At 72.5% G+C, this 21,069-nt stretch carries 14 protein-coding genes; 12 read left to right on the plus strand and 2 right to left on the minus strand.

All coding sequences use genetic code 11. The features are described 5' to 3' along the window. Positions 1-45: 45 nt before the first annotated feature. Positions 46-2,499 (minus strand): transglycosylase domain-containing protein, encoded by a 2,454-nt coding sequence (locus ACFV04_RS37435; protein ID WP_380337131.1) that lies wholly within the window; start codon positions 2,497-2,499, stop codon positions 46-48. Positions 2,500-3,013: 514 nt separating this feature from the next. On the opposite strand from ACFV04_RS37435, the gene ACFV04_RS37440 reads away from it, so the two are divergent. The 5 genes from ACFV04_RS37440 to ACFV04_RS37460 all read left to right on the plus strand — a co-directional run bounded on the left by ACFV04_RS37440 (position 3,014) and on the right by ACFV04_RS37460 (position 8,248). After that, the gene (locus tag ACFV04_RS37440) at positions 3,014-3,715 is read left to right on the plus strand and encodes a PadR family transcriptional regulator (RefSeq protein WP_360260031.1); all 702 of its coding nucleotides are present in this window, start codon (positions 3,014-3,016) and stop codon (positions 3,713-3,715) included. 128 nt (positions 3,716-3,843) lie between these two features. Further along, the gene (locus ACFV04_RS37445; protein ID WP_360260029.1) at positions 3,844-4,926 is read left to right on the plus strand and encodes an inositol-3-phosphate synthase; all 1,083 of its coding nucleotides are present in this window, start codon (positions 3,844-3,846) and stop codon (positions 4,924-4,926) included. Positions 4,927-5,108: 182 nt separating this feature from the next. After that, a complete protein-coding gene (locus ACFV04_RS37450; RefSeq protein ID WP_380337135.1) occupies positions 5,109-6,428 on the plus strand; it encodes an MFS transporter in 1,320 nt (439 codons plus the stop codon). A 107-nt stretch (positions 6,429-6,535) separates the two neighbouring features. Then, entirely contained in the window at positions 6,536-7,186 is a 651-nt protein-coding gene (locus ACFV04_RS37455) for a hypothetical protein (RefSeq protein WP_380535417.1), read from the plus strand. Positions 7,187-7,243: 57 nt separating this feature from the next. Next, positions 7,244-8,248: a hypothetical protein gene (locus ACFV04_RS37460; protein WP_380337141.1), complete on the plus strand. Its 1,005-nt coding sequence runs from the start codon at positions 7,244-7,246 to the stop codon at positions 8,246-8,248. 78 nt (positions 8,249-8,326) lie between these two features. On the opposite strand, the gene ACFV04_RS37465 is transcribed toward ACFV04_RS37460, so the two are convergent. Then, positions 8,327-9,820, minus strand: a complete 1,494-nt coding sequence (locus tag ACFV04_RS37465) for a CCA tRNA nucleotidyltransferase (protein ID WP_380535419.1) — start codon at positions 9,818-9,820, stop codon at positions 8,327-8,329. 320 nt (positions 9,821-10,140) lie between these two features. On the opposite strand from ACFV04_RS37465, the gene ACFV04_RS37470 reads away from it, so the two are divergent. The 7 genes from ACFV04_RS37470 to trxA all read left to right on the plus strand — a co-directional run bounded on the left by ACFV04_RS37470 (position 10,141) and on the right by trxA (position 20,964). Further along, positions 10,141-12,642: a DUF6049 family protein gene (locus ACFV04_RS37470; protein ID WP_380535421.1), complete on the plus strand. Its 2,502-nt coding sequence runs from the start codon at positions 10,141-10,143 to the stop codon at positions 12,640-12,642. Between the two features lie 57 nt (positions 12,643-12,699). Further along, positions 12,700-15,204: a murein biosynthesis integral membrane protein MurJ gene (gene murJ / locus ACFV04_RS37475; protein WP_380535423.1), complete on the plus strand. Its 2,505-nt coding sequence runs from the start codon at positions 12,700-12,702 to the stop codon at positions 15,202-15,204. 303 nt (positions 15,205-15,507) lie between these two features. After that, complete coding sequence (locus ACFV04_RS37480; protein ID WP_380535425.1) at positions 15,508-17,583, plus strand: protein kinase family protein; 2,076 nt, start codon at positions 15,508-15,510, stop codon at positions 17,581-17,583. 60 nt (positions 17,584-17,643) lie between these two features. Further along, positions 17,644-18,378: an RNA polymerase sigma factor SigM gene (gene sigM, locus ACFV04_RS37485; RefSeq protein WP_380337153.1), complete on the plus strand. Its 735-nt coding sequence runs from the start codon at positions 17,644-17,646 to the stop codon at positions 18,376-18,378. Next, on the plus strand, positions 18,375-19,364 hold the full coding sequence (locus tag ACFV04_RS37490) for a hypothetical protein (protein ID WP_380535427.1): 990 nt from the start codon (positions 18,375-18,377) through the stop codon (positions 19,362-19,364). The genes sigM and ACFV04_RS37490 overlap by 4 nt, the downstream gene beginning before the upstream one ends. A 173-nt stretch (positions 19,365-19,537) precedes the next feature. Continuing rightward, positions 19,538-20,503, plus strand: coding sequence for a thioredoxin-disulfide reductase (gene trxB / locus ACFV04_RS37495; RefSeq protein ID WP_380337158.1), 966 nt, complete (start codon positions 19,538-19,540; stop codon positions 20,501-20,503). A 134-nt stretch (positions 20,504-20,637) separates the two neighbouring features. Then, on the plus strand, positions 20,638-20,964 hold the full coding sequence (gene trxA / locus ACFV04_RS37500) for a thioredoxin (RefSeq protein ID WP_380535430.1): 327 nt from the start codon (positions 20,638-20,640) through the stop codon (positions 20,962-20,964). The last annotated feature ends 105 nt before the right edge of the window (positions 20,965-21,069 follow it).

The following is a 21,069-nucleotide window of genomic DNA, read 5'->3' on the forward strand; positions in this document are numbered from 1 at the left end:
CCTCCGAGGAGGGCCGCCACCGCCGTTGCGGTTCTCGTCCGGGTACTACCCCCCGGGCGGGCCGGGCGGGGTGGTCTGGGTCGGCTTGCCGGACGGCTTCCCACCGCCGCCCGGTGTCGTGGTGTCCGTGGGGGTCGGCGGCGGCGTCTGGCAGCCGGGCAGGCCCGGGATCAGACAGGTGTTGGTCGGGTGCGGGGGCTTGGTCTTGGTCGCGGTCGGCTGCGGGTCGCCGGGGCAGTCCACGCCGGGCACGCAGCTCTGGGTCTGGGTCGGCTGCGGCTGGGCGGGCTGCGTCGGCTGCTGGGTCTGCGGCGGGGCCGACGGGCTGTCCGCCGTGGTCGGCGTCTGCACGGGCGTGGCCGTGGACGGCGCACCGGAGGAGTCGACCTCGGTGCCGACCGGCTGCGGGTTCGGGAAGTCCATCTTCTTCTCGTTGGCCAGCGCGACCTTCATGTACCGGGTGAAGACGTCGGTCGGGATGTCACCACCGTGGATGGACGCCTTGCCGCCGGTGCCGTTGAGCGACTGCCGCTCGTGCTTGGACGGGTCCTCGCGCCACATCGCGACGCTGGTCACCAGCTGCGGGGTGTAACCGACCCACCAGGCCGACTTGTTCTGGTCGGTGGTACCGGTCTTGCCCGCCACCGGGCGGCCCAGCGCGAGGGTCTTGGTACCGGTGCCCTTCGCGGCCACGTTCACCAGGACGTCGGTGACGTTGTCGGCGACCGCCGGCTCCAGCGCGACCTTGGGGTCCTTCTTGGCGAAGCCCGGGCGCTCGACGCCGTTCAGCTCGACCTTGGTGACCGAGTACGGCTCGGACTCCTTGCCGCTGGCCGCCAGGGTGCCGTAGGCGGTGGCCATCCGGATCGGGCTGATGGTGGAGGTGCCGAGCGGGAAGGTCGCGGTCTTCGGGTCCGCGAGGCTCTCCTTCCGGACGCCCATCTGCACCGCGATGTCGGCCACGTTCTGGCCGCCGACGTCCTGGTTGAGCTGGACGAACGGCACGTTGTACGAGTACTGCATGGCCTGCCGCAGCGAGACGTAGCCGTGCTTGCTGGCGTCCTCGTTCTTCTGGTGGTACGGCTTGCCGTCGTCACCGATCACCAGCGAGCCGTCCGGCTTGCGGATCTCGGACAGGTCGTCGGCCAGGTAGCGGCTGTCGGCGTTGATCCGCTTCGGCTTGCCGTCGTCGCCCTTCGCGGTCTGCACGCCGACCTGCATCGCGGTCGCCAGCACGAACGGCTTGAAGGTCGAGCCGACCTGGACGCCGGAGGCGTCGGCGTTGTTGTCGAAGTGGCCGTTCTCCACGCCGTCGCCGCCGTAGAGGGCGATGATTGCACCGTCGCCGGGGCGGATGCTGGCGGAGCCGAACTGGATGTTGGTGTCGTTGTCCGGGCGCTTCTGCGGGTCGAGGTTCTCCGCCTTGACGTCGTCGACGGCCTTCTTCAGGGCGTCGACCTTGTCCTTCTCGAAGGTCGTGTAGATCTTCAGACCGCCCTTGTCGATCACCTGCTGGGTGACCGCCTTGTCGGTGTTCATCACGTACTTGTTGGCGGTGTCGACCAGGTAGCTGACCTCACCGTTCATGTTGGAGCTGGGCTTCAGCGGGACCGGGGTCGGGAACTCGGTGCACTTGGCCCGCTCCTCCGGGGTGACGGCCTTGATCTTCACCATGTTGTCGAGGATCCAGGACCACCGCCCTTCGGCCCGCTCCTTGTTGGCCGGGTTGGTGGGGTCGTAGTAGGCCGCACCCTTGAGCAGGCCGGCCAGCATGGCGCTCTGACACAGGTTGAGGTCCTTGGCGTCCACCCCGTAGTACGCCTGGGCGGCGGCCTGGGCCCCGTTCGCGCCGCGACCGAACCAGCTGGTGTTCAGGTAGCCCTTGAGGATCTCTTCCTTCCCCTGCTGCTGGTCGATCTTCAGCGTGATGAAGAACTCCTTCACCTTGCGGCTGATGGTCTGTTCCTGGCTCAGGTAGGCGTTCTTCACGTACTGCTGGGTGATGGTCGAGGCGCCCTGGGTCTCCCCTCCCTTCGCCATGTTGTAGACGGCGCGGAGCATGCCCTTGGGGTCGATGCCGTGGTCGGTGCGGAAGTCCTGGTTCTCCGCGGCGATGACGGCGTTCTGCAGGTTGGGGCTGATGTCCGGGAGCTCGACGATCTGACGGTTCGTCTGGCCCTTGCGGGTCATCTCGGAGCCGTCGGCCCAGTAGTAGATGGTGTTCTGGCCCTGCACCAGCTTGTTCAGCTCGGGGACCTGGGTGGTCTGGTACAGGTAGAACACCAGGCCGACGAAGCAGCCGAAGACCAGCAGGAAGCCGCTCAGCCACTGCTTCCAGGACGGCAGCCAGCGCCGGATCCCGGTCTTGCCGAACCGCGGGTAGTCGATGAAGCGCTTCTTGCCGGGCCCGGCGGCCGCGGCGGACGCCGCGGCGGCACCGCTCCGGCCGCCCCCCTTGCCCTTCTTCTGGGAGGCCTTGCGCATCTCCGCCCGGGTCATCCGGGGTTGCTGAGCGGTCTCCCGAACGCCCTGCGGGCGTCGGCGACCGATCCCGGGCGAGCTCAGCTCGTCCGGATCGGGCCCTCCCCGACGGCCGCCGCCTCCCGGGGGCTGCTGCCCGTCACCGCCCGGGTCGGGCGTCCTTCGCCGTCGATCGCTCATCTTGCAGCCACTCCTCGCCAGGCGTCTCCAGCCTGAAGGCAGGGTTCACGTCGGATGCCCGCAAACCGCCTGACTCCGGAGGTGGTCCTCGTGCACACGCGACAGCGTACGCAGCACGGAAATACAACTAATCGGGCATCATTCGCCAATAACCGCAAAACGGCGACAGATCATTACACGGCCGTTGCCAAGCTCACCCGCGCGTCGGCTTGTGATCACATTCACGCGTGCCCCCCTTGCCCGTTCCCGGGGTCGGGTTTACTGTTCTCGATATATCGAGCCGATACATCGAAGCGGAATACCGCCGGATGCAGCGGCCGGACGGAAGCCGAGAGGGAGGAGGACCGCGACAGTGGGCAGGCGCTCAGGAGTGCTGGAGTTCGCCGTTCTCGGCCTGCTCCACGACGCTCCGATGCACGGCTACGAGCTGCGCAAGCGGCTCAACATCCTGCTCGGCACGTTCCGGGCGCTCTCCTACGGAACGCTCTACCCCTGCTTGAAGAGCCTGGTCGCCCAGGGTTTCCTGGTCGAGGACAACCCGGACGTCGAGTACGTCCCGGCCACCGCGCTCAACGGCAAGCGGTCCAAGATCGTCTACCGGCTCTCGGCCGAGGGGAAGCAGCGCTTCGAGGAGCTGCTCGCCGACTCCGGCCCGGACGCCTGGGAGGACGAGCACTTCGGCGTCCACTTCGCGTTCTTCGGCCAGACCGACCGGGCCGTCCGGATGCGCGTCCTGGAGGGGCGCCGCAGCCGGCTGGAGGAGCGCCTGGAGCGGATGCGCAACTCGCTGGCCCGCGCCCGCGAGCGGTTCGACGACTACACCGTCGAACTCCAGCGGCACGGACTGGAGTCGGTGGAGCGCGAGGTCCGCTGGCTCAACGAGCTGATCGAGACCGAGCGGTCCAACCGCACCGGCCGGACCGGTCCCGCCACCGGCGGCGACTCCGCCGGCGCACCCCACAAGACTTCGGACGGCCGTGGCCAGGAGACCGGGTCCTCGGACCCGTCCGGGCCACCGTACGACCGCCCGGGGCGCTCCGCCCAGGAGCGCTGACACCGCGCCAGCCCTGTGCCGCGCGGCAGGAGTGGGCGCCTCGCGCCCTTACACAGCAGTCATCGAAGATGCAGGACGAGGTGCCGCCGGTCACGGCGGCCCTCATGAGATCACAGGGAGCAACCGGAATGGGTTCGGTTCGCGTAGCCATCGTCGGCGTGGGCAACTGCGCCGCGTCGCTGGTGCAGGGTGTCGAGTACTACAAGGACGCCGACCCGGCCGGCAAGGTCCCCGGCCTGATGCACGTCCAGTTCGGTGACTACCACGTCAGTGACGTGGAGTTCGTCGCCGCCTTCGACGTCGACGCCAAGAAGGTCGGCTTCGACCTGGCCGACGCCATCGGCAACAGCGAGAACAACACCATCAAGATCTGCGACGTGCCGCCGACCGGCGTCACCGTCCAGCGCGGCCACACCCTCGACGGCCTGGGCAAGTACTACCGCCAGACCATCGAGGAGTCGGACGAGGCCCCGGCCGACGTCGTCCAGGTCCTGAAGGACCAGAAGGTCGACGTCCTGGTCTGCTACCTGCCGGTGGGCTCCGAGGCCGCCGCCAAGTTCTACGCCCAGTGCGCCATCGACGCCAAGGTCGCCTTCGTGAACGCCCTGCCGGTGTTCATCGCGGGCACCAAGGAGTGGGCGGACAAGTTCACCGAGGCCGGCGTGCCGATCGTCGGTGACGACATCAAGTCCCAGGTCGGCGCCACCATCACGCACCGCGTGATGGCGAAGCTCTTCGAGGACCGCGGTGTCATCCTCGAGCGCACCATGCAGCTGAACGTCGGCGGCAACATGGACTTCAAGAACATGCTCGAGCGCGAGCGCCTGGAGTCCAAGAAGATCTCCAAGACCCAGGCCGTCACCTCGCAGATCCGCGACCGCGAGCTGGGCGCCAACAACGTCCACATCGGTCCCTCGGACTACGTGGCCTGGCTGGACGACCGCAAGTGGGCCTACGTCCGCCTGGAGGGTCGCGCCTTCGGTGACGTCCCGCTGAACCTGGAGTACAAGCTCGAGGTCTGGGACTCCCCGAACTCCGCAGGTGTCATCATCGACGCCGTGCGCGCCGCCAAGATCGCCAAGGACCGCGGCATCGGCGGCCCGATCCTGTCGGCCTCCTCGTACTTCATGAAGTCCCCGCCGGTCCAGTACTTCGACGACGAGGCCCGCGAGAACGTCGAGAAGTTCATCCGCGGCGAGGTCGAGCGCTGAGCCCAGGGCACCGCGCGGACCGGTCGCTCCGCAGCGGGTCGCACCGTCGGACCCGCGTGCTGAGCGACTGATCCCCCCTGGCTCCGCCGAAGGGCCCACGATCACCGGATCGTGGGCCCTTCGCGTTTTCCCGGCCGATGTTTCACGTGAAACAGCAGCCCGTTCCATGGCACTCTGGGCGGGTGGCGATCACCGAGAACGGCAGCACCCACCAGTCCGCGCACCGCGCCACGCTCCTCGACCTGCTCCGGGGCCGGGACTTCCGGCGGCTGCTGACCGCCCGGGTGCTCTCCCAGCTCTCCGACGGGGTCTTCCAGGTCTCGCTCGCCGCCTACGTGGTCTTCTCCCCCGAGAAGCAGTCCTCCCCCACCGACATCGCCTCGGTGCTGGCCGTGATGCTGCTGCCGTTCTCGGTGATCGGCCCGTTCGCCGGGGTGCTGCTGGACCGCTGGCGCCGACGCCAGGTGCTGTACTACGGCAACCTGGCCCGCTTCGGGCTGGGCCTGGTCACCGGTGCGCTGCTCCTGGCCGAGGCGCCGACCGAGCTGTTCTTCGCCTCGGCCCTGCTGGTCACCGCGCTCAACCGGTTCATCCTCGCCGGTCTGTCCGCCGCCCTGCCCCGGGTGGTGGAGCAGGACCGGCTGGTCACCGCCAACGCGCTCTCCCCCACCCTCGGAACGGTCGCTGCCGCCTCGGGCGGCGGCATCGGCTTCCTGCTGCACCAGGTGATGACGCCCGGACCGAAGGCGGACGCCGCGCTGGTGACGGTCGCCTCGCTGCTCTACTTGTCGGCCGCGCTGGCCGCCCGCCGGATGGACCGCGACCTGCTCGGCCCGGACCAGCACGCCGACCGCCCGGCACTCGGCCAGGCGCTGGTCCGGGCCGCCGTCGAACTCGGCGCCGCGGTGCGCCACCTGGTGCGGGACTGCCGGCCCGCCGTACACGCGCTGGCGGCGGTGACCGCGGCCCGGTTCTGCTACGGCGTGCTGATCGTGGTCGTGGTGATGCTCGCCCGCTACACCTTCAACGACCCGGCCGACAGCGCCGCAGGCCTGGTCAGCCTCGGCCAGGCCGTCGGCCTCTCCGCCGCCGGCTTCTTCGTCGCCGCGGTGGTCAGCCCCTGGTGCACCCGGAAGCTCGGCCTGGCCGGCTGGATGACGGCCTGCCTGATCGCCCCGGTGGTCTTCGTCCCCGCCCTCGGCCTGAGCTTCACGCTGGTGCCCTGCCTGATCGCCGCCCTGCTGCTCGGGGTGGTCACCCAGGGCACCAAGATCTGCGCCGACACCGTGGTCCAGGAGTCGGTCGAGGACGAGTTCCGCGGCCGGGTCTTCGCCATCTACGACGTGCTGTTCAACGTCGCCTTCGTGGCCGCCGCCATGGTCACCGCCCTGGTGCTGCCGCTGTCCGGCCGCTCCGGCGCGGTGGTCGTCGGCGTCGCCGCGGTGTACGCCCTCACCGCGGTCCTCTACCTGCGCGCCGCCCGCCGCCGCCCGATCCCCTGACCGGTCCTCCACGAATCCCCCCGGACTCGGGACCGGTGGCGTCCGACCGAGTCGCTAAGGTGTCAGACCTGTCGGAACGACAGCACTCTGTCTCGGGGGACGAACTGATGAGCACACCGCCCAACCAGTACGGGCCGCCACCGCCGGTTCCGGCGGGGCCGCACGCCGCACCGCCGTACGGTGCGCCCGTTCCCCCGCCGGCCGCGCCGTACGGACCGCCGCCCGGTTACGGGCAGGCACCCGTCCCCGGACAGGTGCCGCAGCCCGCCCCGGGCGGCTACGGAGCGCCGCCGTCGTACGGGCAGCAGCCGTACGGGCACCAGCCCTACGGACAGCAGCCGCCCGCCGGGGCGTACGGCTACCCGCAGCCCGCCGCTCCGGCACCGACGGCGCCGCCCGCCAAGAAGAGCGGCATCTCCAAGCTGAAGATGGTCGGACTGGCCGGCGGCGGCCTGGCCCTGGCGGTCGGGTACTTCGTGGCCGGGCCGAGCGTCAGCAGCGCCAAGCCGGGCGACTGTGTGCGGGCGAGTGGCTCCCGCGACGTCGAAATCGTCAAGTGCACTGATTCCAAAGCGAATTACCGCGTACTGTCGAAGTTCGAAGGCACCACCGACGTGAACCGCTGCAAGCAGACGCCGCAGACCACGAGCGCCGTCTCGGGCAAGAGCGGCCGCCGCTGGAACAAGAAGCGGTACGTGCTCTGCCTCGGTCCGATGGCGCCCGCCACCACCGGTGTCCCGCCGGTGAAGAAGTCCTGAACTCTTCCACCACTCCGTCCCCGGGGGACCAACTTGTCCGTTCCACCTCCGCCCCAGATGCCGTACGGTCCGCCGCCCGGCGACGGCAACCCGTACTCCTCCGGCGCCTACGGCGCTCCGCCCCCGCCGCCCGGCCAGCCCGGCTACGGCTACCCGAGCGCCCCGCCGCCGGAACAGCCGTACGGCTACCAGCAGCCCGCGCCCAACTACGGCTACGGGTACCCGCCACAGGGCCCGACGGACGGCCTGACCTGCCGGTTCTGCGGCGGCTACCCGGCGGTGAACGCCACCGTCCGCGGCCACCAGGGCCTGATCGTGGCCTACCGGATGCTGCGGATGTCCGGCCCGTTCTGCCGCACCTGCGGCACTGCCACCGTGCGCGACATGTCCGCCCGGACACTGGTCCAGGGCTGGTGGAGCCTGATCTCGTGGCTGCTGACCCCGATCACGCTGCTGCTGAACCTCGGCCCGCACAACCGCATCAGCCGGCTGCAGCCGCCCGTCCCGGGCAGCCACGGCCCGCAGCTCGACCCGGGCGTGCCGCTGGCCCGCCGCCCGCACATGGCGATGCTGCTGGTGCCGGTCTCGCTCGCGGTCACCGTCGTCCTCGCCGCCACCGGGGTGCTCGGCCCGTCGAAGAACGACGACCCGAGCAACCCGATCACCGCGGCGCCGTCGCCGTCCCCGTCGGCGTTCACCTTCACGCCCTCGCCGCCGCCGGCCTTCCCCTCGCCGACCTTCACGATGCCGGTGCTGCCGAGCATCACCCTGCCGCCGATCACCACCCCGACCGACGACGCGGACAGCGTGGACACGGCCAAGGCGGGCGACTGCCTGCGCAACGAGAACGGCCCCGCCGGTGAGACCACCGACACCCACCCGAAGGTCTCGGTGCTGCCCTGCACCGACACCAAGGCGCAGTACAAGGTGATCTACAAGTACCCCGCCACGTCCGACGAGAAGGTCTGCGAGAAGCAGCCCAAGTCGGACAGCTGGTACACCCGCACCTACACCAACTTCCCGTCCCTGAACTACGTGCTCTGCCTGAAGAAGCTCAAGTAGCCCGCCGCACGCGCGAGGGGTGGCCCCGGCCGAGTGCCGGGACCACCCCTCGCGTCGTGTCGGGAACCGGAGCCAGCGTCAGCCCTGCTGCCCGGCCCACCAGGCGCGCAGCGCCGCGACCGCCTCGTCGTGCTCCATCGGGCCGTGCTCCAGGCGGAGTTCGAGCATGTGCTTGTACGCCCTGCCGACCGACGGACCGGGCTTGAGGGCGAGCAGCTCCATGATCTGGTTGCCGTCCAGCGCCGGGCGGACGGCGTCCAGCTCCTCCTGCTCCTTCAGCTCGGCGATCCGCGTCTCCAGACCGTCGTAGGTGCGGGAGAGCGTGGCCGCCTTCTTCTTGTTGCGGGTGGTGCAGTCGGAGCGGGTCAGCTTGTGCAGGCGCTCCAGCAGCGGCCCGGCGTCGGTGACGTAGCGGCGCACCGCGGAGTCGGTCCACTCGCCGCCGCCGTAGCCGTGGAAGCGCAGGTGCAGCTCGACCAGGCGCGAGACGTCCTCGGTGAGCTCCTTGGAGTACTTGAGCTCCCGCATCCGCTTGCGGGTCATCTTGGCCCCCACCACCTCGTGGTGGTGGAAGGAGACCCGGCCGTCCGACTCGAAGCGGCGGGTGCGCGGCTTGCCGATGTCGTGCAGCAGCGAGGCCAGCCGCAGGGTGAGGTCCGGGCCGTCCTGCTCCAGCGCGACGGCCTGCTCCAGGACGGTCAGCGAGTGCTCGTAGACGTCCTTGTGCCGGTGGTGCTCGTCGCGCTCCAGCCGCAGCGCGGGCAGCTCGGGCAGCACGTACCCGGCCAGGCCGGTGTCGACCAGCAGCCGCAGGCCCTTCACCGGGTGCTTGGCCAGCAGCAGCTTGTTGAGCTCGGCCTGGACCCGCTCGGCCGAGACGATGGTGATCCGCTCCGCCATCGCGGACATCGCGGCGACCACCTCGGGCGCCGGGTCGAAGTCGAGCTGGGCGGCGAAGCGGGCGGCCCGCATCATCCGCAGCGGGTCGTCGGAGAAGGACTCCTCCGGGGTGGCGGGGGTGCGCAGCACCCGGGCCTCCAGGTCCTCCAGGCCGCCGTGCGGGTCGACGAAGCCGCGGCCCGGCAGGTCGACGGCCATCGCGTTGACCGTGAAGTCCCGGCGGACCAGGTCCTCCTCGATGGTCTCGCCGTAGGTCACCTCGGGCTTGCGGGAGGTGCGGTCGTAGGCCTCGGAGCGGTAGGTGGTGATCTCGATCAGGAAGGAGCCCTCGGGGGTGTCCTTGCGGGCACCGACGGTACCGAAGGCGATGCCGACGTCCCAGACCGCGTCCGCCCAGCCCTTGACCAGCTTGAGCACCTGCTGCGGGCGGGCGTCGGTGGTGAAGTCCAGGTCGTTGCCGAGCCGGCCGAGCAGCGCGTCCCGGACCGAGCCGCCGACCAGCGCCAGCCGGTGACCGGCCGCCTCGAAGCGGCGGGCGATCTCGTCGGCGACCGGCGACACCCGCAGCAGCTCTTGCAGCCCCAGGGTCTGGGCCTCGCTCAGGCCTGGGACGGCCCGGGCGGCGGTGCTGGGACGGTCGGTGCGCGTGGTGGGCTCATTGGCAGTGGACACGGCTCACAAGGGTACGTGCCCCGGCAGGTCAACCGCCCGCGCGTTTTGGGCGTCTCACCCCACAGCCCGCAACACTGCACCGCAGGCTGCATCGTTACCATGCCGGTGGACGAGTCTCGGGCACCGGACAGGGGATGCGGTGCCGCGTGCCGCCACGGCCCGCGGAACTCCTGCGCCGGCGGTGCGGCGACGGCGTCGGGCGAACGCTCCCGAGCGTCGAGAATGGCAAGAGCTCCAATCGAGGGACGTCGGGCGCGACCGCGCCGGACGGGACGAACAGCATCAGCAGCAAACGATCGAGAACGGCGAGGGCGAAGCGAGTGAGCGAGCCGGCACGGCACTCGGGCCTGGGGGCGCACCGACAGCCTGGACGGGCCGAACGCCCCACCGGGGGACGTCATCCGGTCCGCCGGGCGGGCCTGCGCCTCGCCGCCGCCTGCGCGGCCGCCCTGACCTTCTTCACGGCCGCCCCGGCCGGCGCGCTGCCGGCCGGCGGCAACCCCCGGCCGGCCGCGGACTCCACCGCCTCGGCCGAGTACCCGGTGGTCCTGAGCATCGAGTCGCTGGCCCCGCAGGTGGCCGTGCCCAACGGCACCGTGACGATCACGGGGCACGTCACCAACGCCGGCAAGTCGGCGCTGAAGGGCGCCCACGCCGCCGTCCGCAAGCCGTACTCCGGCAAGCCGCTGGACCGGCGCAGCGACCTGGCGAACGTGGCCGGCCGCACGACGCCGATCGGCACCGACGGCGTGGAGCTGGACAGCCCCCAGTACGCGCTGCCCGAGCTGAACCCCGGCCAGACCCTGCCGTACACGCTGAGCGTCGCGGTGAACGACCTCGGGCTGTCCTCCAGCGGGGTGTACGAGCTCGCGGTGGACGCCTGGGGCTCGACCGCCGACAACTCGCACGACCGGGCCCTGGGCATCGCCCGGAGCTTCCTGCCGTACAACCCGGGCGGCGCCGAGGCGCAGCCGACGAAGGTCGCCACGCTCTGGCCGCTGGTGCACGCGCCGGTGCTGGCCGCGCAGACCGTCGCCGACACCGGCGACCAGTCCACCTCGGTGCTGCGTGACGACAGCCTGGCCGCCGAGTTCGCCCCCGGCGGGCGGCTGTACGAGCTGGTCGACACCGGTTCCAAGCTGCCCGGCCTGACCTGGGTGATCGACCCGGACCTGGTGGACGCCGCGTTCGCGATGGCCAAGCCCTACCGGGTGCAGAACCCGGGCACCGAGTCCGCGGGCAAGCCGGCCAGGGACGACAACACCGTCCCGGGCACCGGCACGGCCGCCGCCACCGCCTGGCTGGACAAGCTGCGGGCCGCCGTCGCCAAGCCGGACAGCCAGGTGGTCGCGCTGCCCTACGCCGACCCGGACCTCGCCTCGATCGCGCACAACGGGGCCGACCTGCCCGGCATGTCGACCGCGCTCAACAAGGCCGCGACGGCCGGCCGGCTGACCGTCGAGGGCCGGCTCTCCGTGGACACCCGCTCCGACGTCGCCTGGCCCTACCAGGGCTACGTCGACCAGCGGATCACCGGCCTCGCCCAGCAGGCCGGCAGCGGGCTGGTGCTCGCCAACGGGGCGAGCATGCCGGAGCCGGACTCGCTGAACTACACCCCGAGCGCGGTGCGCCCGATCGGCAACGGGCAGAGCGCGGTGGTCGCCGACGAGACGGTCTCCGGGCTGTTCCAGCAGGACCTGAGCTCCGCGAAGGACCAGACCGACGCGACCCAGCGCTTCCTCGCCGAGACCTTCGCGATCACCCACGAGCAGCCGCAGAACCAGCGCGGCCTGCTGGTCATGCCGCCGCGCGAGCTGAGCGTCAACACCGCCAAGGTGCTGGCGAACGCCCTGCAGGCGGCGGCCGGCAAGTGGATCGCCCCGACCAAGCTGGACGGGGTGGCCCAGTCCTCGCCCGACCCGAAGGCCAACACCGGCGTCCCGGCCGCGGCCGACTACCCGACCCAGGCCCGCGCCTCGGAGCTGTCGGCGGCCGACCTCAGCGGCACCGACCGCATCCAGTACGACCTGGACACCCTGATGCGGGTGCTCACCCTGCCGCAGCGGGTGCGCGGCCCGTTCAACGCCGCCATGGCCCGCTCGCTGTCCACCGAGTGGCGCACCCGGGCACCGGCCGGCGGCGCCTACCGGCAGGGCGTCAAGATGTACCTGCAGGAGCTGACCAAGGCCGTCCAGGTGCCGCCGAAGCGCGTGGTCACCCTGGCCGGCGACACCGGCCAGCTGCAGGTCAGCGTCCGCAACGACCTGACCCAGACGGTCACCAACCTGAAGCTGGTGCTCACCTCGACCCAGCCGAACAGGCTGCGGGTGAGCAAGGAGGAGGAACTGGTCCTCCCGGCCTCGCAGAGCGCCACCCTCCGCTTCCAGGCCGAGGCGCACAACAACGGGCCGGTCAACATGACCGCCCAGCTGTGGACCACCGGCCCCAACCCGCGGGCGTACGGCGAGGCCCAGACCTTCAGGGTCGAGGTCACCTCGGTGACCAACGGCGTGCTGTACGTGTTCGCGGGCGCCGGCCTCCTGCTGCTGCTGGCCGCGCTGCGCTTCATGCGCCAGCGCAAGCGCCGGGACGGCCGGCCGCACGAGGACGGCGACCAGCCGGTCGGGGACGCCCCGCAGGCGGACGGCGGGGCCGTCGCGGAGCCGGAGGCGGACGGGGCCGACGGGACGCCCGGGGACAGCGGGTCCGGCGGGTCCGGGCCGGCGGACGACTCCGCTGGTGACGGTCCCGCGCAGACACCGCGCGGCAGCAGCCCGGATGGCCGGGATAGGGCCGCCAGTGATGAGAAGGTTGGTCCTTGATACCGCCGACCCCCCGTGACGCCGGGCCGGCCTCCCCCACGACAGCGAAGAGGTGACATGACCGGGCGCAGCGAGGAGCGGCCGCCGGGCCGCGGTGAGAGCCGGCCGGGTGCCGAGTCGCCGTCCGGCGACTGGTACGTGGCCGACACCTACGCCCAGGACCCGTACGCGGCCGACGCGTACGGGACCCCGCAGGACGGCCAGGACCCGTACGGCCTGCGGGCCGGGCGACCCGCCGGGCCGGAGCAGCAGGCCGCCGCGTACGACGTGCCGCCGCAGCTGCCGCCGCAGGGCGGCGGCTACCCGATGCCGGTGCCGCCGACCCCGTACCCGGCGGCGGAGCAGTTCTCGCCCCCGGTGCCGCCGACGCAGCCCGGCTGGGACACCCCGCCGCAGGCCGGTTGGCAGCCGGAGCAGCCCGCGGCCCCGGCTCCGGCCGGCGGCCGGTGGGGCGGTGCCGAGCAGTCGCAGCCACAGCAGCCACAGCAGCCGCAGCAGTGGGAGCCGGGCCCGGCGCACTCCGCCTGGGACAGCGAGACCACCGAGTACGTCGGGGTGGACGCGCTGTTCGGTGGCCGGCAGGCGCAGGCCGCGGCCCCACCGCCGGTCCCGCAGCCCGCCCCGGCCCCGCAGACCGCCCAGCCGGGCACCCCGGGGGCCGTGCCGCCCGGCGCGCAGGCCGGTCCCGCGCCGTACCCGCCGGTGGTCGGCTACCCGGGGCAGCCGCAGCACGGCGGTCCGGGCGGGCAGCGCCCCTTCGTGCCGCCGATCGAGTTCGACCCGCCGCTCTCCGAGGAGGAGGCCACCATGCAGGTGGCCGCCGTCGCGGTGCCCCCGGCGGTCGAGCCGCTGGCGGATCTCGCCGAGGAGCACGCCGCGCAGCCGCAGCCCGCGGAAGCCCCGGCGGCCGGCGGGGGCGGCAAGGTCGCCAGCCTGCTGAACTCCAGCGCGATCATGGCGGCTGGCACCCTGGTCTCCCGCGGCACCGGCTTCGTCCGGACCATGGTGATCACCCTGGCCATCGGCGTCGGCGTGATGGGTGACTCGTACAACGCGGCGAACACCCTGCCGACCCTGCTGTACATCCTGATCGGCGGCGGCGCGCTGAACGCGGTCTTCGTGCCGCAGCTGGTGCGCAGCATGAAGAACGACGAGGACGGCGGCACCGCGTACGCCAGCCGGCTGCTCACCCTGGTGATGGTCGGGCTCGGCGGCGTGGTGTTCCTGGCGGTGCTCGGCGCACCGGTGCTGGTCCAGCTGATCGCCCACCCGATGATGTCCAACCCGGAGCGGGCCGACACCACGGTGGCGCTGGCCCGCTACTGCCTGCCCACGATCTTCTTCATGGGCATCCACGTGGTGATGGGCCAGATCCTCAACGCCCGCGGCCGGTTCGGCGCGATGATGTGGACCCCGGTCCTGAACAACATCGTGGTGATCTTCACCTTCGCCGCCTACATCTGGGTCTACGGCGGGTTCGGCACCACCCACGTCACCCCGGAGGCCGTCTCGCCCGAGGGCGTCCGGCTGCTCGGCCTCGGCACCCTGATCGGCCTGGTCGTCCAGTCGCTGGCGATGATCCCGTACCTGCGGGCGGCCGAGTTCCGCTTCCGGCCCCGCTTCGACTGGCGCGGCCACGGCCTGGGCAAGGCCGCCCGGCTGGCCAAGTGGACGTTCTTCTTCGTGCTCGCCAACCAGGCCGGCTACCTGGTGATCACCCAGCTGTCGACCAACGCCGGCGACGCCGCCGCGGCGGCCGGCCACACCGGCGTCGGCCTGGCCGCGTTCTCCAACGCCCTGCTGATCTGGCAGCTCCCGCAGGCCGTGATCACCGTCTCGATCATGAGCGCGGTGCTCCCCCGGCTCTCCCGGGCGGCCGCCGACGACGACGCCGGAGCCGTCCGCGACGACATCTCCTACGGTCTGCGCACCACCGCGGTGGCGGTCGTCCCGGGCGCGTTCGTGTTCCTGTCGCTCGGTCCGGTGATCGGCCGTTCGATCTACGCGGTCGGCGGCAACCAGTCCGTCCTGAACGACGCCACCAACGTCGGGCTGATGCTCTCCGCCTTCGCCCTGGGCCTGATCCCGTACTCGGCCCAGTACGTGATGCTGCGCGGCTTCTACGCCTACGAGGACACCCGGACCCCGTTCTCCAACACCGTCTGGGTCGCCGTCTGCCAGGCGACCTTCTCGGTGCTGTGCTGGCTGCTGCTGCCCGCGCAGTGGACGGTGATCGGCATGGCCTTCGGTTACGGGTTCGCCTACGCCATCGGGGTGATGGTGGCCGTGCCGAAGCTGAAGAAGAAGATCGGCGGGCTGGACACCAAGCGGATCGGCAGGACGTACAGCCGGCTGGCCGCCGCCTGCGTCCCGGCCGCGCTGGTGGGCCTCGGCGCCAGTCTGGCGGTCCAGCAGGTGCTCAGCGGCTGGCTGGGGAGCATCGCCTCCCTGGTCGTGGCCGGCGGCCTGCAGCTGGGGGTCTTCGTGCTCATCGCGAAGCGCCTGCGGATCGAGGAACTGAACGCCATGCTGGGCATGGTCCGCGGCCGACTGGGCCGCTGACCGTCGCTTCGACGGCCGGACGAGCGGGCGCCCTGACCGGGCGTCAACCGGAGCGAACAGCTCCGCCGCTCGTCCGGCCTACTGCTGGGCCGCCGGCCGAGCCGGTGCAACCCGGCGGCGAGGTGGCGACCCGGTGTCCTATCTGCACCACATCTCTCCACCGGTGGGCAACCGAGCGGGGCCCTCAGAGGTCGTACCCGGGGGAGAAGAGTGGGCACAATTGTCCTGGAGCACGGGGCCGCCAAACCCCCGGACTCCAGCGACTCTCTCAGCCGGGGCGACACAAGGGGAGGCAGGACCACGGTGGCTGATGGCACCAAGGCGGTCGTCGACACGTCGGCAGCTGACACGGCGGCGGACGAAGCCGCGCTGGCCGCGGCGATCGACGGGCTCGCCGTCGCGAAGGACGCCGACGGGCGCGCCTCCGCCGGCGGCGGCAAGGGCGCCTCCACCGCTGCCGCCGTTCCCGGGCGCACCGCCGGTGACGTCGACGGGGACACCCACGACGGCCCCGACGGGGGATCCGGGAGCTCCACCGACTCCGGTGACCCCGGTGGCTCCGACCACTCGGACGACTCGGACGCGGACCGCGACCCGGACGGTCCGCGGACCGCCGGCCCGGCGGTCTCCGTCAGCGAGGAGACCTCGGAGATCACCGCGCCGCTCTCGGTCCAGGAGATCGCCGCCGAACTGGCCGCCGGCGCAGCGGGGAAGAAACCCGCCCCCGCGCAGGCCCCCGCGAAGCGCCGTCCCACCGACCCGCAGCCCACGGTCGACCCGCGCGACACCGCCACCCTCCCGCGCACCCTTCCCGCCCCGCAGCGCCGCAGCGGCGACATGATCGGCCACCGGTACCTGCTGGAGGAGTGCATCTCCCAGACGGACACCTTCAGCAGCTGGCGCGCCGTCGACGAGAAGCTGCGCCGGGCCGTCGGCGTCCACCTGATGGCCTCCGGCCACCAGCGGGCCCGCAAGGTGCTGGCCGCGGCCAAGTCCGCCGCCCTGCTCGGCGACCCGCGCTTCGTCCAGGTCCTGGACGCCGTCCAGGAGGGCGAGCTGGTCTACGTCGTGCGGGAGTGGCTGCCGCACTCCTCCGACCTGGCCAAGCTGCTCGCGGACGGCCCGCTGGAGCCGCACGAGGCGTACCAGATGGTCCGCCAGGTCGCCGACGCGGTCGCGGCCGCCCACCGGCGCGGCCAGGCCCACCTGCGGCTCACCCCGCGCTGCGTGCTGCGCACCGACAGCGGCCAGTACCGGATCAACGGCATCGCGGTGGACGCCGCCCTGCGCGGGCTGCCCGTCGAGGGGACCACCGAGGACGCCCAGCGCTCCGACACCCGTGCGATCGGCGCCCTGCTGTTCGCCGCGCTCACCCACCGCTGGCCGTACCCCGAGGACCGCTACGACCTCCGGGGCCTCCCGAAGGGCCTCCAGAACGTCGCGCCGGACCAGGTCCGCGCCGGCGTCCACAAGGGCCTGTCCGAGCTCGCGGCGCGCGCCCTGTTCGACCACCCGCCGCACCACGCCGAGCCGATCACCACCCCGGAGGAGCTGGTCCGGGCGATCGCACAGCTGCCCCGGATCCGCCGGCCCGAGCCGGAGCTGCCCGCCTACCCGGCGCCGCCCCGGCACAACACCCACGCCCTGCCGACGGCCCCCAACCCGACCCGGGTCGCCGACACGACCGTCGCGCCGCTGCCCGCCTCCTCCCGCCCGGCCTCGACCCGGCGCGCCCGGCGGCGGCTGCGGCGGGTGGCCAAGGCCACCGCCTGGACCGTCGCCCTGGGCGCCATCGGCGTCGCCTCCTGGCAGTTCGTCGACAACCTGCGCAACAACAACAACGGCGCCGTCGCCTCCCCGCTGCCCTCGGCCAGCAGCGCCGCGCCGACCACCCCGCACCCGACGACGCACACGCCGGTGCCGATCGCGATCAAGGAAGCGCAGTCGTACAACCCGCTGGGCGACGGGCCGGAGGGCACCGAGAGCATCGGGAAGTCCATCGACGGCGACCCGAACACCGCCTGGACCACCGGCTGGTACTACGACCAGTTCGGCCCCAAGGCGCCCGCCCTGAAGCCGGGCACCGGCCTGCTGATCGACCTCGGCTCGCCGCAGTCGGTCTCCGCGGTGAACGTCCAGTTCAGCGGCGGCGAGCAGGCCGCGGAACTCCGCCTGCCCACCCCGGCCGCCGCCGCCAACCCGATGGCGGCCAAGCCGGACGGCTTCACCGTCGTCGGCAAGAAGAGCGGGACCAACGTCGAATACACCCTCGACAACCCGGTCACCACCCGCTACCTCTTGATCTGGCTGACCAGCCTGACCAAGGATTCCGACAGCAAGTTCCGCGGCCACGTCGCCGAGGTCAAGGTCTCCGGCTGACCCGACGGCCGGGGCCGCCGTCGGGCGGCAAGCGGACACGGCGAGGACGAAGGGGTGGCGGTGAGGGACAGCGTGGACCGGACGGACGACGACGCGGCGCTGCTCGCCCGGCACGTGGCGGGCGACCGGGAGGCCTTCGGCCTGCTGGTGAACCGCCACCGCGACCGGCTCTGGGCGGTCGCCCTGCGTACCCTGGGCGACCGCGAGGAGGCCGCCGACGCGCTCCAGGACGCCCTGGTCTCCGCGTTCCGCGCCGCCGCCGGCTTCCAGGGCCGCTCGGCCGTCACCACCTGGCTGCACCGGATCGTGGTCAACGCCTGCCTGGACCGCGCCCGCCGCAGTGCCACCCGCCGCACCACGCCGCTCGACGAGGACCCGCAGCGGCTCGACACCCTGGTCGGCGCCGCCGAGCCGGCCGACTCCCCGGTGGTCCGCGCCGAGCTGCACCGCGAGGTGACCGCGGCCCTCGACGAACTGCCCGTCGAGCAGCGGGCCGCGCTGGTCCTGGTCGACATGCAGGGCTACCCGGTCGCCGAGGCCGCCGAGCTGCTGGGCGTCCCCGTGGGCACCGTGAAGAGCCGCTGCGCACGCGGCCGGGCCCGGCTGCTCCCCCTGGTGCGGCACCTGCGCGAGAACGACGACGGGCCGGATGTTTCACGTGAAACACCGGGCGCCCCGGGTTCGGCCCCACCACGGCGGGGCACCCCGGGGAACCCGACGGCGCCCCGCACCGTCACAGGGACGAGCCCGAACACCGGTCGGACGGTTCTGGAAGGAGACGCGAGCACACGATGACCGCCCCCCTCCCCTCCCCCGACCCCACGGGGGACCACCCCCCGGTCGAGCAGCTCGCCGACCTCGCCGAGGGACTGGTCGAGTCCCCCGGGGCCGTCACGGCGCTGCGCCGGCACCTGGACGGCTGCGCCGAGTGCCGGGATACCGTCGACGCCCTCGTCGAGGTCCAGGCGCTGCTCGGCGACGTGGAGACCCCGCCGATGCCCGCCGACGTCGCCGCCCGGCTGGACGCCGCGCTGGCGCAGGCCGCCGCCGGGGACGGCTCCCCGGAGGCCGCCGGATCGTCCGGGAGCGCCCCCGGGGACGACCGCGCGCCCGGGCACCGGCCGCAGCCGGCCCCGGCCGCCGAACGTCGGGCCGCCACCCCGGCCCCGCCCGCGCGGGCCGCCTCGGGGGCCTCCGCGCCGCCCGCACGGCCCTCCGGCGCCACCGGTCCGGGCCGCTCCCGCCGTCGGCGGTTCGCCCTGCTGCTCGGCACCGCGGCCGCCCTGGCCGCCCTCGGCCTCGGCGGGGCCCTGCTCCTGAACCCCGACGACAACTCCGGCGGCCCCTCGGTCACCGCGGGCGCCCCGGCGGGCACCGCCGCCGCCGACCAGAGCGCCCGCACCCCGCACACCGCGAGCACCGGAGCCACCTACCGCGCCGACGAACTCGCCACCCAGGTGCAGCAGCTGCTGGCCCGCTCGGAGACCCCGCCGGGGTTGCGCCCGACCGGGCAGGCCAAGCCCCAAAGCGTGCTGCCCGCCGAGGGCGCCCGCCCGGAACCGTCCGCCTCGGCCTCCCCGGCCGCCTCCCCGCCGCCCTCGCCGTCCTGCCCGGCCCCGGCCCCCGGCACCCCGCTGGCCACCGACCGGGGCAGCTACGACGGCGCCCCGGTCGACGTCCTGGTCTACCCGGTGCCCGGCCGGGTGGACCTCGTGGACGTCTACCTGCGGTCCGCCGACTGCGGTCCGGTGGTCCTGCACCAGAGCGTTCCCAGCCGCTGACCAGTGGTTCCCATGCGATCCACGTCCAGCACGGCACGCCGCTCCCGGAGTCCGGGCACGTGGTACTGATCCGCCTGGGAATGCGAGACACTGGTCAGTCGTTGTCCCGGGCGGCGGAGCAGGACCGCCCTCCCCGCAGCAAACGCGGGTCGCGATGCGAACCAGGAGAAGCAGTGAGCGACGTCCGTAACGTGATCATCATCGGTTCCGGCCCGGCCGGGTACACGGCTGCGCTCTACACGGCCCGTGCCTCCCTCAGGCCGCTGGTCTTCGAGGGGGCCGTCACCGCCGGTGGTGCGCTCATGAACACCACCGAGGTCGAGAACTTCCCGGGCTTCCGGGACGGCATCATGGGCCCCGAGCTGATGGACAACATGCGGGCCCAGGCCGAGCGCTTCGGCGCCGAGCTGATCCCCGACGACATCGTCGCGGTCGACCTCACCGGTGACATCAAGACCGTCACCGACTCCGAGGGCAACGTGCACAGGGCGCGCGCCGTGATCGTCACCACCGGCTCCCAGCACCGCAAGCTCGACCTGCCGAACGAGGACCGGCTCTCCGGGCGCGGCGTCTCCTGGTGCGCGACCTGCGACGGCTTCTTCTTCCGCGACCAGGACATCGCGGTGGTCGGCGGCGGTGACACCGCCCTGGAGGAGGCGACCTTCCTCTCCCGCTTCGCCAAGAGCGTCACGATCATCCACCGCCGGGACACGCTGCGCGCCTCCAAGGCGATGCAGGAGCGCGCCTTCGCGGACGAGAAGATCCGCTTCGAGTGGGACAGCGCGGTCGAGGCGATCCACGGCGACCCGAAGCTGACCGGCGTCACCCTGCGCGACACCACCACCGGTGAGACCCGCGAGCTGGCCGTCACCGGCCTGTTCATCGCGATCGGCCACGACCCGCGCACCGAGCTGTTCAAGGGCCAGCTGGACCTCGACGCCGAGGGCTACCTCAAGGTCGAGGCCCCCTCGACCCGGACCAACATCCCGGGCGTGTTCGGCGCCGGCGACGTCGTGGACCACACCTACCGCCAGGCCATCACCGCCTCCGGCACCGGCTGCTCCGCCGCGCTGGACGCCGAGCGCTACCTGGCCGCGCTGGACGACCTGGAGGCCAAGGCCGCCGCCGTGGCGGTCTGACCCCCGGGCCACCGACCCACCCCCTCGGGGGTGTTCCCCGTGGAACACCCCCGCCCCGGCCGGGCAGAAACAGAACGGGCCCACCCGTTGTTCTCCTGGCAGCAGCCCCCTCCGTCCGAACCCGAGGAGTTCCCGTGGCCGGCGCCACCACCACCGTCACCGACGCGTCGTTCAAGTCCGACGTCCTGGAGAGCGACAAGCCCGTGCTCGTCGACTTCTGGGCCACCTGGTGCGGCCCGTGCCGCCAGGTCGCCCCGATCCTGGACGAGATCGCGGCCGAGCACGGCGACAAGCTGACCATCGCCAAGCTCGACGTGGACGCCAACCAGGCGACCGCCGCCCAGTACGGCGTCATCTCGATCCCGACCCTGATCCTGTACAAGGGCGGCGAGCCGGTGAAGTCCATCACCGGTGCTCGTCCGAAGGCCGCGCTGCTGCGCGAGCTGGACGGCCTCATCTAGGTCGGACCGTCGACCGCACGGCGGGGGGGGGGGGCGGCGGGGGGGGAGGCCCCGCCCCCGCGAGGGACCGCCCCGCCCGCGCCCCGCCCCCCCCCCCCCCCCCCC

Source organism: Kitasatospora sp. NPDC059599 (assembly GCF_042735125.1).
Classification (GTDB): Bacteria; Actinomycetota; Actinomycetes; order Streptomycetales; family Streptomycetaceae; genus Kitasatospora.